Source organism: Haloferula sp. BvORR071 (assembly GCF_000739615.1).
Taxonomy (GTDB): domain Bacteria; phylum Verrucomicrobiota; class Verrucomicrobiia; order Verrucomicrobiales; family Akkermansiaceae; genus Haloferula.
In genome coordinates, this window is the sequence record NZ_BATP01000040.1 from 131,566 (window position 1) to 147,223 (window position 15,658).

13 protein-coding genes are annotated in these 15,658 nt (G+C 62.7%); 8 read left to right on the top strand and 5 right to left on the bottom strand.

The window, feature by feature from the left end; genetic code table 11:
- Positions 1-59: 59 nt before the first annotated feature.
- Both BV071_RS22635 and BV071_RS22640 read right to left on the bottom strand, forming a co-directional pair.
- Entirely contained in the window at positions 60-761 is a 702-nt protein-coding gene (locus BV071_RS22635; RefSeq protein ID WP_035612106.1) for a DUF1080 domain-containing protein, read from the bottom strand.
- 91 nt (positions 762-852) lie between these two features.
- On the bottom strand, positions 853-4,584 hold the full coding sequence (locus BV071_RS22640; protein ID WP_035612108.1) for an autotransporter-associated beta strand repeat-containing protein: 3,732 nt from the start codon (positions 4,582-4,584) through the stop codon (positions 853-855).
- A gap of 142 nt (positions 4,585-4,726) precedes the next feature.
- Here BV071_RS22640 and BV071_RS22645 point away from each other — a divergent pair, with 142 nt between their 5' ends.
- From BV071_RS22645 to BV071_RS22660, 4 genes are all read left to right on the top strand, one after another.
- Positions 4,727-6,733 (top strand): sensor histidine kinase, encoded by a 2,007-nt coding sequence (locus tag BV071_RS22645; RefSeq protein ID WP_035612110.1) that lies wholly within the window; start codon positions 4,727-4,729, stop codon positions 6,731-6,733.
- A 10-nt stretch (positions 6,734-6,743) separates the two neighbouring features.
- Positions 6,744-7,379, top strand: a complete 636-nt coding sequence (locus tag BV071_RS22650; protein WP_035612112.1) for a response regulator transcription factor — start codon at positions 6,744-6,746, stop codon at positions 7,377-7,379.
- Positions 7,380-7,675: 296 nt separating this feature from the next.
- Positions 7,676-8,089, top strand: coding sequence for a hypothetical protein (locus BV071_RS35635; protein WP_265594755.1), 414 nt, complete (start codon positions 7,676-7,678; stop codon positions 8,087-8,089).
- Position 8,090: 1 nt separating this feature from the next.
- Positions 8,091-9,329, top strand: coding sequence for a hypothetical protein (locus BV071_RS22660; protein ID WP_265594756.1), 1,239 nt, complete (start codon positions 8,091-8,093; stop codon positions 9,327-9,329).
- Positions 9,330-9,411: 82 nt separating this feature from the next.
- Here the strand turns inward: BV071_RS22660 and BV071_RS22665 are convergent, their stop codons facing one another.
- The gene (locus BV071_RS22665) at positions 9,412-10,482 is read right to left on the bottom strand and encodes an alanine--glyoxylate aminotransferase family protein (protein WP_035612118.1); all 1,071 of its coding nucleotides are present in this window, start codon (positions 10,480-10,482) and stop codon (positions 9,412-9,414) included.
- 219 nt (positions 10,483-10,701) lie between these two features.
- Between BV071_RS22665 and BV071_RS22670 the strand changes: the two genes are divergently transcribed.
- Positions 10,702-11,325 (top strand): hypothetical protein, encoded by a 624-nt coding sequence (locus tag BV071_RS22670; protein WP_035612119.1) that lies wholly within the window; start codon positions 10,702-10,704, stop codon positions 11,323-11,325.
- 86 nt (positions 11,326-11,411) lie between these two features.
- Positions 11,412-11,876, top strand: coding sequence for an SRPBCC family protein (locus BV071_RS22675; protein ID WP_035612120.1), 465 nt, complete (start codon positions 11,412-11,414; stop codon positions 11,874-11,876).
- A gap of 24 nt (positions 11,877-11,900) precedes the next feature.
- Here BV071_RS22675 and BV071_RS22680 read toward each other — a convergent pair whose 3' ends face one another.
- Positions 11,901-12,377 (bottom strand): hypothetical protein, encoded by a 477-nt coding sequence (locus tag BV071_RS22680; RefSeq protein ID WP_035612121.1) that lies wholly within the window; start codon positions 12,375-12,377, stop codon positions 11,901-11,903.
- 239 nt (positions 12,378-12,616) lie between these two features.
- On the opposite strand from BV071_RS22680, the gene BV071_RS22685 reads away from it, so the two are divergent.
- Entirely contained in the window at positions 12,617-13,528 is a 912-nt protein-coding gene (locus tag BV071_RS22685) for a PQQ-binding-like beta-propeller repeat protein (protein ID WP_035612122.1), read from the top strand.
- A gap of 165 nt (positions 13,529-13,693) precedes the next feature.
- Positions 13,694-14,131, top strand: a complete 438-nt coding sequence (locus BV071_RS22690; RefSeq protein WP_052573758.1) for a VOC family protein — start codon at positions 13,694-13,696, stop codon at positions 14,129-14,131.
- Between the two features lie 118 nt (positions 14,132-14,249).
- On the opposite strand, the gene BV071_RS22695 is transcribed toward BV071_RS22690, so the two are convergent.
- The gene (locus BV071_RS22695) at positions 14,250-15,629 is read right to left on the bottom strand and encodes a Gfo/Idh/MocA family oxidoreductase (protein WP_035612123.1); all 1,380 of its coding nucleotides are present in this window, start codon (positions 15,627-15,629) and stop codon (positions 14,250-14,252) included.
- Positions 15,630-15,658: the final 29 nt, after the last annotated feature.

Consider the following 15,658-nt stretch of genomic DNA (forward strand, 5'->3'; position numbering starts at 1 on the left):
AAGGCCCGCCGATTGGCGGGCCTCTTGTTTTTCAGCGGACTTGAGCAGGAAGCGGCAGCTTACAGTTTCTTGATCCGGATGTTCCGGAAGGAAACCTTGTCGCCGTGGTTCTGGAGGTCGATGTGGCCCTTCTTCGCCTTGTTGAAGAACTCCCAGGTCTTGAACTTGGACTTGTCGAGCGCGGCCTTGAATTCGTCGGTCTTGGTGTCCACGTCGGCGGTCACGGTGCCATTCAGGTAGAGGGTGACCTTGGTGCCCTTGATCACGATGCGGGTCTCGTTCCACTCGCCCACCGGCTTGGACCACTCGGGTTTGCCGGGGTAGATGTCGTAGAATCCGCCGGCCACGTTGCCCTTCTTGGTCTCGTGGGCATACTTGTGGCCCGGCTTGTCGAAGGAATCGAGGATCTGGTATTCCGGGCCTGATTCGTAGGGCGCACCGTGGTCTTCGGTCACGTGCCACATGATGCCCGAGTTCCCTTGGTCGGAGATCTTCCACTGGCAGCGGAAGTCGAAGTCAGCGTACTCGTCATCGCTGGTCAGGTCGCCGTCCTTGCCGGGGTTCAGGACGATCGCGCCGTCTTCCACCTTCCAGTGGTCACCGACTTCCTTCTGCTTGTAGGTGTGCCAGCCCTTCAGCGTCTTGCCGTCGAAGAGGAGCTTGAAGTTGTCCTTCTTTTCCTCGGGCGTGAGGGTGTTCGGAGCTGGATCGGCGGAGAAGGCGGGAACGGCCATGGCAATCAGGAGCGGGATGAATTTCATCGGCTTGGTTTACGTCGCGAATCCGGGAGCGGTTTAGCGGAGATCCCCGTTCGCTTCAGGGATCCCCGCTGGCATGGTCGTCGATTGGCGCTCAATTTTCCGTTGCCTGGACCCGGAACAACTTCTGGGGCTCGTTGATCGGCGCGAGCGCTTGCTTGCGCTTGTAGTCCGGCGCGACCCCGCTCTGGTCGCCATCCGTCACCGGCAGACCGCTTGAAGGCCAGGGATTGGAAAGATCGTTGCTTTCCAGCAATTGGTAGCTGGCTCCCGTGTTCCTTTGCAGCCAGCGGATGAGTAGGCCATCGGGAGTCATCTCGCTTTCCGTCAGTGAAGCTGTGGGAAGGATCGGAGAAGTTCCGAAAAGATACTCCATGAGATTGCTGAAACCGTCGGCGTCCGGATCGGCCGTGCGGCCGCGCTGGGCGGGGTCGGCGATGATCAGGCTCCAGGCCTCGTAAGGATCCGTGGGGATCACACTGAGTTGAACCAGAGGGCCCGCGATCGTGAAGGCGTAGTTGTAGCCGGGAAGCGTGGTGCCGAGGATGAAGGAATCCGCGGTGAGATTGGACATCGTCGCGCCGCTGGCATCGATGAGCGTATAGGTGCCCGCGGTGAAGCCACCGGCATCGGAAAGGTTCACCGTGATCTTGCCGGATGCCGGGCCGGTGAGGGCACCGGCGGAGACACGGATCAGGTCCGTGGCGGGCGAGCCGAGCTGCAGGTCCAGGACCGAGCCGCCGGCCAGCGTGAGTCCATTCGTGAAGCTCAGGGTCCCCGTCGGGCTGCCCGGCGCGAGATGGGCACCGCCTTGCAGTGTGGTGGCTCCGCCGATGCTGCCGCTGCCGCCGAGCGTGGCACCACTGCTCACGGTGACCGCACCGCTGCCAAAGGCGGAGCCGCTGCTGTTAGATGCCAGCAGCTTGCCGCTGGAGACCGTGGTGCCGCCACTGTAGATGTTGGCACCGGAGAGCGTCAGCGTGCCGCTGCCGGTTTTCTCCAAGGAGCCGGTGCCGTCGGTCGTGCCCGAGAAGACATCGTCCAGTCCCAGCGCACCGAGCGTCACCTTGGAGCTGCCTGTCTGCAAAGTGCCGCTCCCCTTGAGCGAGCCGATGGACAGGGCCGAGAAGGCACGGACATCGCCTCCCTGGTTGATCACTTTCGCGCCGCTGGCGGTGGCACCGCCGGTGCAGAAGGAGTCGAAGGCACTGCCAGCCCCCTGCAGGGTGATGGTGGCGGTGCCGGCATTGGCAGTCTTTTGCATGCCGAAGGTCGAGCCATTGCCGAAGGAGAAGCTTCCTGAGCCGGCCGTGGCGGCATCGTCGAAGGAGACGATACTGTTCACCCCGGCGGTGTAGGTGGCAGCTCCGGCGGAGGAGTTATCGTAGAAATAGATGTAGCTGAAGTTGTCCAGGAAGAGGTTTTGGGGAGTCCCGCTGCCGTTGCTCACCACGGCGTTGCCGCGCACATGCATGTGGGAAGTATCGGCCAGACTGTTGCCGTGGAGGATATAGGTCGGGCTGTGGGGATAGCTCACTTCCAGGGTGCCGTGGTTGATCCGGGTCGCGCCCTTGTAGGTGTTTTGTGCGGGGAAGTTCAGTGTTCCCAGGCCGTCCTTCACGACTTCCACCCCATCATCACCGGTGACTGCGGCCGTGACGTTGAGCGTGGCGAGCGTGTTCACATCGAAGGAGGCGCCGGGTTGGAGCTCGAGACGGCCCGCGATCGTCGAGGTCTTGGCGCCGCCGCTTGCCCCGATCGTCCTTCTGGAAATGAAGCGGGAAGCGGCGGTGGGGCTGGAGGTTCCGCCGTTCGAGCTGATGGTGCCACCGGCGAGCGTCGTATAGTAGGGGAGCGTGATGGCGCTGCCACTGGTGTTGGTCATGGTGGCACCATAGAGCGAAACATTGTCGGTCCCCACGCCCTGCCCGAGTGCGCCGGCATCGGCGAGTTCGACGAAGCTGCCTTGGTTAGCCACGAGATTGCCGCGGATCGCGCCGGTCCCGCCGGAGGAAGTGGCCAGGAGGAGCTTGCCTTCCTGCACCGTGGTGGTGCCGGTGTAGGTCTGGATCGAGTTGATCTTGAGCACGCCGGCCCCGGTCTTCTGAAGTGAATTTGCGCCGGAGATGATGCTATTCAGCGTGAGCGTGCCGGAGGAAGGGGAGAGGGTGCCCGTGCCATTGATGATGCTGACGGGGCGGGTGAGAGTCAGGTCCGCGGTGGTCGTGAGGCCGCCGCCGGCCAGGGTGAGGGGGACATTGTCCGTGCTGAGATTCGCGTTCGACGCGATCGAGATCGAGCCGGTTTCGATGGTGGTGCCGCCGGTGTAGGTGTTCGTTCCCGTGAGCACCACCGTGCCGCCGCCGAGCTTCTTGACCGTGCCGGGGCCGGAGATCGCACCGGGACTGGTGCCCCCGGATTGGAAGATGAGCTGGGTGTTGTTCACCGTACTGCAGGATATGCTGGAGCCGCCGGCAACTACGGCACCTTCCGTAATTGTCAGGGTGCCAGTAAAGGTATTCGCGGCGTTGAAGGTGAGCGTGCCCGGGCCGAGCTTCCTGATCCCGCCGGTGTTGGTGATCGCGGCATCCACGATCAGGTTGCCATTCGATCCCACCGTGATGTCGGTGTTAGGATTCAGCAGGTCGCGCAGGTCCATGCGCCCGCTGATGTGCGGCGCGGCACCGGCCGGGACGGTGAAGGTGGTGAAGTTGCCACAGGCGAACTTGCCCGGGGCATTCGGATCGGCCACGCCGTTGTTGCTGCGGATCTCGCCGCCGTTCAGCGTGTAGGCCACGCCCCAGCCCTGGTCGCCCGCCGCGGTGGAGTTGATCAGGCCGGCATTCACGGTGATGGCATTCACCTTCTCGCCGGGGAGATATCCCAGCGCATTCACCGCGTTCAGGTCCATGCGCCCGCCATTGATCACAAGCGGCGAGCGGATCCCGCCGGTGCCTCCCGGGCCGGACTTGTTCACGGTGAGGACCCCTTGGTTCAGAGTGGTGGTGCCGGTGTGAGTATTGGTCCCATACAGGTTCAAGGTTCCGGCACCGGTCTTGGTAATGCCCGCATCCCCGGTGAGGCACGCGTAGCAATCCATCCACGCGGGCGTGGATTCGTTCCCGAAAAGCCCGATATTGAAGGTGGCCGCGGTGTTGCCGTAGTCCGTGCGCAGGTCGATCCGGCCGTAGGCCCTCGCGACCGTTCCCACATTGCCGCCGCCCACCGTCAGGCTGGTATTTCCGCCAGCCGGGCCGCCGAAGGAGAAGCGGGAGGGAGCGGTGGGGACATTGGCGTTGGGGTCGTTGTGACCGTTGTTAGAGCTGATCATGCTGTTGCCCTTCATCGTGTAGGCCACTCCCCAGCCTTGGTCACCGCTGGCGGTGTTGATTACGGTCCCGTCGATCAGATCGATCTTGTCGACCTTCTGCCCGGTGATCCAGCCGAGCGCATTCGGAGCGCTCGTCTGGAGGGTCCCGACGGAAGCACTCACGAGCACATTGCCACGGATAGTGCCGATGCCGCCATTGCTGGGGTTGTCGAGAGACAGCGTTCCCCAAATGATGTTCGTGCCCCCAGTGAAGGTATTCTGCGCGGTGAGATGCAGGGTGCCTGCCTGCGACTTGAGGATGCCCCCGCTGCCGTAGATGACCCCGCTTTGCGTGGCCTGAAGACCGGAGCCGGGGGCGTCCAGCTGGAGGGTGCCGCCGGTGGTATCATAGGAGTTCGCATTGTTCTGGTTCGCGTTGTAGTAAATCGCGTGCAGCGGCGTGGCGGGGCTGGCCAAGGCGGCGATGGCCAACAGGTGGGTGCGGGTGACGGTCATGTTAGAGGAGGAGTGAGGAGCTTAACTGAGCCTGTCATTCAACAGCTCCGAAGCGTCCCGGCAACCCGGCAAAACCCGTACAAGTACGGGGGCGGCTCCGCGGAGGCTTGCCTCACCGGGGCGGCTCTAACGAAATGCCGCCGTGCCCTTTCCTCGCTCACTCACCTGGCAGCCTCCGGCGCTCCTGCTCGTGCTGGCGGCGGCCCTGTCGGGCTGGCTGCTGTTAGGTTTCGCGGGCCGTCATGAAGGAATGCGGCCGCTGGCCGGATGGGATGGCGGGGAGGTGGCGGTCCTGCAGGAGAAGGCTCCTGCCGGGGATGCGACGGCGGCGGAAATCGCGGCGCTACCGGAGACCGCGTGGCTGCCATGGGGCAAGCCCGGCTTCATCCGCGAGCACGGGGAGGGCAGCGCCTGGGTGAGGATCACGCTGCGCAATCCCGGCGCTGCGCCGCAGTCCGGCGTGCTGATGGATGCCGCCCGCTATGCGGATCACGTGGACTTCTTCTCCCCGTTGGATCCGGCGCGCGATCCTCATCCAGAGGGAGCAGGTGCTTGGCTGCAACAAGTCTCCGGCGAATGGGTGCCGACGGCAGATAAGGCGATCCGCGGACGGGAGACCGCCTTTCCCCTCGTCTTGCCGCCGCATGGATCGCGGGTCATCTACCTGCACTATCAGGATGCCATTGCCCTGTGGCTGGAGCCCGGTTGGTGGCGGGATGCCGGAGACTTCCATGCGGCGATGCAGCGCGACCTCATCGCGGAGAGCTTTTACTTCGGCACGCTGCTGGCGCTCTTGCTCTACCACTTCATCGTGTGGCTGCGCCTGCGCTTCCCCGCCACGGGCTACTACCTCCTCTACCTGGCCTTCTACATCCTCCAGCTCTTCGGGACGCGTAGCGGGGTGCTGGTGTTAGGGAGGCCTCTTGGTTCACCGTGGATGGAGACCATCGGAGCGATGTCTTTGCCCTTGAGCGGGGCCTTTCTTGCGGCCTTTGCCCGCCATTTCCTGGAGCTGCCGGATCGGGCTCCGCGGGCGGATCGCACGGTGCGGGGCGCGGGCTACTTGCTGGGCGGGCTCGCGGTGCTGGCGCTGCTTGCCGTTGTCAGCGGGCATGCCTACTTGCTGAACCTGATCGTGGCGATCGGTGGGCTCGCACACATCGCGCTGTTAGGGGCGGGGGTGGTCGTATGGCGTTCGGGTGGCTGGGAAGCGCGCTATTTCGTGTTGCTCTCCGGCTTGCTGCTTGCGGGCCTGGTGCCTCTGGTCGTTTTGATGCGGGATGCGCCCTTTGAGACCGTCTGCCGCGTGGTGATGCTCGGCTCCGCGCTTGAAATCTTGGCTCTCTCGCTGGCACTCGGCGAACGCTTCGCGCGCTTGCAGCGGGAGAAGCTGGCGGCGCAGGCGCTGGCGGTGGAAGAGGCGGAGCGGCGTCACCAGATCCAGGAAGCTTATGCGGATGAGCTGGAGCATGAAGTGCGCTCGCGCACCCGTGAGTTGATGGCGGCGGATGCGGACAAGGACCGCATGCTGACCGTGCTGGGGCATGACCTGCGCAGCCCGCTAACAGCTTTGACACTCTCCGCGGAACAGGAAGCCGTCGCAGTGAGACCGGACTTTGCAGCCGAAGTGGCGCAGACGGGAAGGGCACTCCTGCTCCTCTTGGAGGACGTGCTGCTCTGGACCCGCCTGCGGGCCGGCACGGTCCGGGTGATGGAGCATGCAGCGGAGAGCGTGGTGCGGCCGATGGTGGAGCTCCACCGTAGCGGTGCTGCCGGGCGGGAAGTGGGGCTTTTGTTAGAGATGGCGGAGGATGCGCGAGTGAAGACCGATCTGGTGCTGGCGCAGACCCTGGTGCGCAATCTGGTCTCGAATGCGGTGAAGTCCGCGCGCCACCGGGTGAGCGTGAAGGTCACCGCAACGGACTTTGTCCGCATCAGCGTGAGGGACGATGGGCCAGGCTTGCCGGAAGCTGTGATGGCCAGCTTGAGGGATCCGGCGGTTCCGCTGCCGCTTGGGAATGCGCGTAGCGGGCTGGGTCTGCGGCTGTGCTTGGAGATTACCCAAGCTCTGGACACGAGTTTGGAGAGCGGGACCCCGGATGGCGGCGGCACGGAGATTTCGTTTACTTTGCCGCGCGCGGAAACCTAGGGTCGGAGGCGTGAGCCCTCCCCGCACACGGACACTTTTGGTCGAAGACCAGGGGATCTTCCGCGCATTCCTGGAGAACTGGCTGGCGCCGCATCCGCGCTTCGAGGTCGTGGGTGCCGCGGCCTCGGGAGAAGATGCCCTGAGCCTGCTGGCCGCTTCTCGTCCCGAGCTGATGGTGGTGGATCTGCAACTGCCGGGTATGGATGGACTGGAATTCGCGCGCGCCGCGCGGCAGGCCCGTCCTCAGGCTCGGGTGCTGCTTCTTTCCTCGCTGATCGATCCGCTCACCCTGACCCGCGTCCGCGAAAGCGGGGTGGAAGGCTATCTGGAAAAGGACACGCAGCCCGAGCGCTTGGAAGAGGCGATGCATGCGGTGGCGGATGGCCGCCCTTTCTTCTCCGCGCGTTTCGCCGAGGTGATCAGCCGTGAAGGCGTCAAGGCAGAGGCACTCGGCAAGATCCTCTCACGTCGCGAACAAGAGGTGCTGAGCCAAATCATTGCAGGCAAGACCAGCCGCGAGATCGCGGACTTCTACGGCATCGGCCTGCGCACCGTGGAATTCCACCGCGCGAATGTGATGGCGAAGTTCGGTGCGACGAATACGGCGGAGCTGCTGTCTCAGGCACGGGCGCGCGGGGTGACGTAGGCACTTGGCCTCGGCAAAGCGAAATCGTCGACATAGCGTTGGGACTGTGCTTTCCCTTGATGGTGATGGTTGGGACTAGATTGCTTTCCGGCCTCCTGGCCACAGTCTTGATTGTGCTGGGAGCCGGATGTCGCGACCGGGCGTCCTCGAATGGGGCGTCCGGCGCCGCGCCCCAAGCGGAACCCAGCTCCGGGAAGTCCGGCTCACGGCCGGCGAATTCAAAGGGCACGAAGGCTTCCGGGGATGCCGGGACTGATACCGCGAAGCCCAGCCCTGCCGAAGTTCAGGAGCAGATAGTGGAGCAGTTGCGTCAATCGAACGACTACCGTGGCGCCGTGGCCGCTCTGGAAAATACTTCCCTGAGTATCTTGGCGGTTTCACAGATCCGGGATGCCAGCGTGCGAAGTGCGGCGGAAAGCCACGACTTCAGTTTCCTGCAGGAGGAAATGAAGGAAGTGGGGCCCGGCGACCTGAGGATGCAATTGATCAACACCTATTTTCAAATCGGCGTGACGCCGGAGAATGTTAGGGAACAGATTCCCATTCTCGCGAAAATGGATCGTCCCGAGGAATTCGACCAAGCTGCGTGGGCATTTGTTGGCAAAATGTCCAAGGCGGATCTCGACTGGATGCGTTCGAATGGTTACGAGAGTTTGGTTCCACGATTGCTTGCAGCGGACCGGAAACGCAATCAGCCACGACTGCAATAGGGTGAAACTCTCCAAGTCCAGCCTTTGGACTATTTGCGCCGCGGCCCTTTGCGTTTCGGCGGTAGTGGTCGTCGTTAGTTCGCAGAAAGGGGATACTTCTCCTGATCCGCTCACGCCGGAGCGGGGAGTTAGTGGTACCGGCAACTCTGCCGGTACCACCGATAGGAGTGGGAAGCCTTCGTCTCTGCCGGTACGTGATCCTCGCGCATTCATTGCCGCCTCCCTTCAGCAGCCGCCCGGCAAAAACACGAAAGCGGACCTGGAGAAAGCAATCCGACAGGATCCTGACGCCACGATTGCTTTGTTGCTGGAAGCCTTCAGTGCAGCGGACTTTTCCAACGGACAGTTCAGGGATCTTTCCTTGGATGTTATCGCTGCCTATCTGGCCGAAAATCCGCGCTATGCGGATGAGAATTTCGAGCGCCTGAAAACCCTTTTGGCAACCGACAGCCTGCGCGTTGGCCTTGTAGAAAGGTTCTTCGGTGAACTCGGGGCGCATCAGGTTGTTTCCGATTCGCTGTATGAGAAGTTCAGGGGCCTGTACCCGCAAAGCTCCGGAAACCAACTGCAGCTCACGCTGGCCTATATGAACGGGCTGGCCAGGGCGAATCCAAGTGTGGCGCTGCAAGCTTACCTGGATTTGGCTGTGTCCGACCCTCAGTTGGGTGGGTGGGTGACCATGGACTTCAGTTCGTCCGAGGTGACGGAGGGCTTCTATTCCCAAGCGATCAAAGCCGGCTTGGCGGAAGCCAGCCTCAAGTCCATCCGGAAGAAGCTGGCCAGCGATGTGGTGAAGGTCGGCCGTGATAAGGATCTTGCCGGCTATTTCTCCGATAAAGGGCGCACCGATGATCAACTCAGATTGGCGATTCTGAACGAGATGGCCGCGCGGAAAAAGCTGCCCGGTCCTGAAGTCAAAAATGCATTGCAGGCGGGTTCGGGTGGCGACCTCTCTCAAAAGTTCGTCGAGAAGCTTGCTTCCCGGGACCTGGATGCCGCGATTGAGTGGAAGACCACCCTCGGCCTTGAAGGAGCGGCACTGGCGGGTGCAGAGCGTTCAATCGTCCGCAGTCTTGCCAGTTTGAGCACGACGCAAGCGTCCAATTATCTTGAGAAGATTTCGGACCCGGCACTTCTTGAGGCCGTCTACCCTGAGTTCATCAAGGCCTTGAAGGACCGCAATGAGCTTGCAGCGGCGGAAGAGTGGTCAGCGTTCTTCAAGAGCAAGGTCGGGAAGTAGCCTGCTCCGGCCAAGCGTAAGAAAAGGGGCGCGGCGCACGCGATGCGCCGGACCCCCTGTGATTCAAAACCGCCGGCAATCCTCAGCCCAGCACATCTTCCATCGCATCGATCAGCTCCTGCATGGTGGCTTCGGTCTCGTTGCCCATGTTGGAGATGCGGAAGGTGGTTCCTTTGATCTTGCCGTAGCCGCCGTTGATCAGGAAGTTGTGCTTCGTCTTGAGCGCCTTGATGAAGCCGGAGAGATCGAAGCCCTCGGGCGTCTTGAAGCAGGTCAGCGCGGTGGAGCGGTAGCCTTCCGGCGCGAAGTGCTCGAAGCCGCGCTTGGCACCCCAGGCGTGGATCATCGCATTCGTCTTCGCGTGGCGGGCGAAGCGGGCCTCCAGGCCTTCCTTCTCGATCAGGCCGAGGATGTACTGCAGCCCGTAGAGGATGGAGATCGCCGGGGTGGAAGGCGTGTTGCTGAGCGCCGCATTCTTGGCGAACTCCACGAAGTCGAAGTAGTAGCCGCGGTTCGGCGTGCCCTTGGCGCGCTCCATGCCAGCCTCGGAAACGGCGAAGACCGCGAGGCCCGGCGGCAGCGCGAGGGCCTTCTGGACGCCGGCGAGCATCACGTCGATGCCGTTGGCATCCATGTCCACCGGCACGGTGGAGAGGGAGGACACGGTGTCCACGATCAGCATGGTGTCCGGGAAGGACTTCACGACCTTCGAGATTGCGGCGAGGTCGTTGAGCACGCCGGTGGAGGTCTCGCTGTGGATGAAGGTCACGGTGTCGAAGCCACCTTCATTGAGCTTGGCGCGGACCGCCTCGGGATCGATCTGCTGGCCCCACTCGACTTGCACGGAGTCGGCCTCGTAACCGCACTTCTTGGCGACATCGAGCCACTTGTCCGAGAAGGCACCGCAGCAGAGGCAGAGGACCTTCTTGCGGGCGAGGTTGCGCAGCGCGCCCTCCATCACGCCCCAGGCGGAGGAGGTGGAAAGGAAGACCGGGCGGGAAGTGCCGAAAATGGCCTGCAGGCCGGGCTGGAGGGAAGCGTAGAGGGCTTCGAATTCGGAACCGCGGTGACCGATCATGGTGCGGGACATCGCCGCGAAGGTCTCGGGCGAAACGTCGATCGGGCCGGGGCTGAACAATTTGGGCGAGGACATGGCGCGGGGAAAATAGGCGCGGACGGCTGATCGCCAAGAGCGAAGCGCGTCCCGATGGCACTGCGCTGGTGTGTTTGGGACATAGCGCGGTGAAATTTGTCGGATTTTCAACCCCGGGTGGCACCTCAACTGCAATGAATCGCTCAGCCCAAGGTATGAATCGTCAAAATTATGCGAAAAATATTGTGTTTAACGACTTCCTTGGCAGCCGCGGTGGGAATGACCGCTCATGCCGAGTCCTTCGGCCCCACGGGCCCGGATAGCGGCGATCCTGCGATTGTCTCGACAGAATCTTCCAGCGATCCGACGTACGATCCCTTTGCCGTGGCGCTGGCAGTTCTCAATGGTGAGGCGGCTAGTGAAAGCGATGATCGCCCGGCTGCCACGGTTCCGGTCGATTGCTTCCGCGAGCAGGGGGACAGCTCGGTTTCCGCCGCCGACTTGGCGGATGGCCGGATCTCCTCCTTCCGCATCGGTGAAGGTGGCTCCGACAAGGTCAGCGTGAGCGAAAGCGGCGGTCTCTCAGTGGGCACCAGTGCCGTGGATACCCACGAGATTGAGATCACCGCGAATGGCCGGATCAAGGCCGGCACCTACACGCTGATCGATTACAAGGGTTCCATTGGTGGTGCCGGCTTCGCGGGTCTTTCGCTGCGCACGGATCCTCATCTCCATGCGGAACTGGTGAACAACGCCGCCGAATCGAAGATCGAAGTGATCGTTACCGGAACCGATGCCTTGGAGCTGGCGTCCGCGGTCAAAAGCATCTGGAGCACTGTGACCCAGAGCGACTGGATGCTGCTGCCGCGCCTGCTTCAGCGCCCGGCCCAGCAAGTGCAGTGAGCATGCCGTAGGGGCAAGTGGACCTCGCGGATGCGAGCGTTCATGCTAGGGTGGACCGCGAATCCACCTTCAATTAACCACTGCCCGTGCTCCATCAGCTCCGTCGCGAACAAGTCCTCCCCATCACGCTTCAAGAGGCATGGGACTTCTTCTCCTCGCCGCGGAATCTGGATGCCCTCACACCGCCGGATGTCGGCATGGAGATCCTCCGCTGCGACTCGGAGCGGATGCACGAGGGGCAGATCATCTCTTACCGGATCCGGCTCGCGCCGCTAATCCATGTGACCTGGGTCACGGAGATCAAGGCGGTGGAGGAGGGGCGCAGCTTCATTGATGAGCAGCGCTTCGGGCCCTACAAGTTCTGGCACCACCGGCACAGCTTCGAGGCAGTGCCGGACGGGGTGAAGGTGGGCGACATAGTCCACTACATGATGCCCTTTGGCCCGCTGGGCGAAGTGGTCCACACCCTCTTCGCGAGGCGGAAGCTGGAAGCGATCTTCGACTACCGCGCCAAAGCAATGGGGCGGCGTTTTGGAACGCCGCCCCGGTAAATCGCAAAATCTGTTACTGCGAACTTAGAACGGGAAGGGAATGCCACCGCCCGCGCGGATGCCGAATTCCGTCGGGGTCAGCGTGCCGGTGTTGTCCTTGTCCTTCTTGTCGAAGGACCTGAGGGCTTTGGGATAAGCCGAGCCCGAGGGCAGGGTGTTCACATACTCGGTGGGATCGAGGACGTCGTCGTCATCCGCGTCCGCCAGCAGGAAGATGTCCATCTTGGTCGGCTTGCCGCCGGAGATCCCGCCGCGGCTGATCCGGAACTCCTCCAAGCTCACGAAACCGTCGTTGTTGGTGTCCGTCTTGTTGAAACGGAAGAGGCTGTAAGCCACGCTAATCCGCTTGCTTTGAGTGGCTTGGAACTCCGCTGGGCTCAGCTGGTGGTCGGCGTTGATGTCGGCACGGTTGAATTTGCCATCGAGCTTCCGGGTGCCGGCTTGAGCGCCAGGTGTAACAATGGCGAGGGCGAGCAAGGCGGGCAAAATCGCTTTCTTCATGAGGAATGCTTAAGAAATGTTTAGGAGTTCCAAGGTAACCTGCCCCCGGGGAGTGTCAAGGCAGCCAGCCTAACAGCCCGGGCGGGGATCTACGTGCTTTTCTGGCAGATTCCCCTTCACAGACGCTTCAAGCCGGTCGCCTATTCATCGAAGCTTTGCCGTGGTTTTGTTTGAAAAGGGGAACCCATTTCACATGTAAATCATCAGCCGCACGCCGAATCCCCAACCGATCCAACCCAATGACCCGTCTTTCTCTCCTCGCTCTCGCAGCCCTCTCCATCTGCCCCGCCTCCGCCCGCGATGTCCTCATTCAAGGCAAGGGCAAGCTTGCCCTCTGGAGCGATGGCAAGATCGCTTGGGAGATGCCGTGGGGTGGCATCCATGACATCCACCAGGACAAGGACGGCCTGATCTACGTCCAGAAGGACATGCACGAGGTCTGCGCGATCGATCCCAAGGAGAAGAAGGTCGTCTGGAGCTACGATTCCACCAAGAGCAACGGCAACGAGGGCAAGCGCCTCGAAGTCCACGCCTTCCAGCCGCTGGGCGAGGGCAAGATGATGATCGCGGAGAGCGGCATCGGCCGGATCATCGAAGTCGACAAGGACGGCAAGCTGCTCAAGGAAGTGCCGCTCAAGCGCGATCACCCCGAGCCTCACCGCGACACCCGCCTGGCCCGCAAGCTGGATAACGGTCACTACCTCGTCTGCCAGGAAGGCGACGGCACCGTCCGAGAGTACGACGCCCAGGGCAAAGTCGTCTGGGAATACGCCGTCCCGATGTTCGGCAAGGAGCCCAAGGACGGCCACGGCCCCGAGGCCTTCGGCAACTGCACCTTCAGCTCCCTGCGCCTGAAGAACGGCAACACCCTGCTGACGACCGGCAACGGCCACTCGGTGCTCGAGGTCACCCCGGAGAAGGAGATCGTCTGGAAGATCGAGCAGAAGGACCTGCCGGGCATCACCCTCGCCTGGGTCACCACCTTGCAGATCCTGCCGAACGGCAACTACATCATCGGCAACTGCCACGCCGGCCCCGGCCAGCCGAACCTGATTGAGCTGGAGCCGAAGACCAAGAAGGTCGTCTGGCAACTCGATGGCTTCGAGGCCTTCGGCAATGACGTGTCGAATACCCTGGTGGTGAAGCCCTGAGTCGGGCGGCTCCGGGGAAGCCTCACGAAGTTTTAGCAAGGGGCAGGGCGAAATTTTCACGCCCTGTCCTTTTTGCGTACCGCCGTCCGTCGGTGTATTGAACCGGGCTGCCGATTGGCCCGGAAATTCCCTCATTCAAAAGCACTCCTCCAATCCAAGGAAACCATGAGCACCACCGCCACCGCCGCTGCCCCGATCACCGTCCAGAAGCTGTTCGTCAATCTCCCCGTGAAGGACGTCCAGGCCTCGGTCGCCTTCTTCACAGCCCTCGGCTTCAGCGTCGACCCGAACTTCTGCGGTGAAGGCGGCGCCAGCATCTCCATCAACCCGCAGCTCACCGCGATGCTGCTCAGCCATGAGATGTTCCGCAACTTTGCTCCGGGCGGGATCGCGGACACCAGCAAGGTCAACGAAGTTCTGCTGACCCTGCAGCTTGAATCACGCGAGCAGGTCGATGAGATCGTGCGCCGCGCCCGGGCTGCCGGCGGCACCACTCATGGTGAGCCGACCGATCACGGCTTCATGTATGATCACGACTTCATCGATCTGGACGGGCACGGCTGGGGCGTCTGCTGCATGAGCGGCACGCCGTCGCAGGGGTGAGGGGGCGCCAAGCTCCTGCTTCGCCGGGAGACGCGGGAATTGCGACATGAAAGCCTCCAAGGTCGGCCCTTCAGGGGCCAACCTTGGGCTATATGAGGAAACGGCCTTCGCCGTTTTGTTAGATCCATCCCGCGCGGTTATTCCGCTTCACAAACTGCGCGGCTTGCGGGCAGTTCGGGCTCTTCATATTCGGCCCGTCCCATTCCATCTTCACGCCCTCACCCACGCGCAGGGCGATGCAGCCTAACAGGATGATCTCGGTCAGGTAGGCGGAGATGTCGAAGTTCGAGTAAGCGGGGGCGCCGCCCTTCATCATGTCGAACCACTCCTGGTTGTGACCGGGGGAGCGGGGGATGGACATCGGGATTGCCTTGGCGGCTTCGTGCTCGTCGCCCTTGGTGAAGCCCTTCTCGCCTTTCAGCTGGAGGAAGAACTGGCCACCGTAGTCGTCCGGCGAGAACAGGGTGCCCTTGTCACCGATGATCAGGGCTCCGCTCTCCGGCATCTTGCCGGCCATGGCGACGACGTCCTTCACGATCCCGGGGTAGGGGCGCAGCGGCTTGAAGTCGACATTCGGCGCGCCGTCGTACCACCAGAACTTGAGCGGCGGCAGGCCCTCGCGCTCGGGGAATTCGAAGCGGATGCGCGAGGTGAGGGGATAGGTTTCGCTGTAGATGCGCGAGGCCATCTCGCACTCGACCGCGGTGGGGTAGCCGAGCTTCAGCGCGCGGAAGGGCATGTTCACCGTGTGGCAGGCCATATCGCCCAGCGCGCCGGTACCGAAGTCCGTCCAGCCCCGCCACGCGAAGGCATGGTAGGCACCTTCCACGTAGGGGCGCAGGGCCGCGGGCCCAAGCCAGAGATCCCAGTTCAGGTAATCCGGCACCGGATCGTTCTTCGGCGAGCGGTCCATGCCCTGCGGCCAGATCGGCCGGTTGCTCCACACGTGGAGTTCCTGCGGCGCGCCGATCACGCCGCCCTGCACCACTTCCACCGCGCGGCGCAGACCATCGCCGGCGCTGCCCTGGTTGCCCATCTGGGTCGCCAGCTTCTTCTCGCTGGCCAAGCGGCGCAGTTCGCGGGCTTCCCACACGGTCTGGGTCAGTGGCTTCTGGCAATAGATGTGCTTGCCCATGCCCAGCGCCATCATCGCGGCTGCACCGTGCATGTGGTCGGGGCCGGAGATGGTGACCGCATCGATGGAGGATTCCAACTCCTTGAGCATCTGGCGGAAGTCCGAGAACTTCTTCGCCTCGGGGAATTTCTGCGCCTTCTTGGCGAGGTTACGGGCGTCCACGTCGCAGAGACCGACGATCTGCCCGCCACACTTCGCGGAATCGTCCACATCGCTGTCGCCCTTACCGGCCACGCCGATGCAGGCGATGCTGATGCGGCTGTTCAGGTTTTGGCCGCGGACAATGGCCGGGAAACCGAGGATCCCGCCGGCGGCGAGACCGGTGCGCTGGAGGAATTGGCGACGTTGGAGTGAGGATGGCATGGCGTAAGGTCGATTCGGGGTTTCAGGTG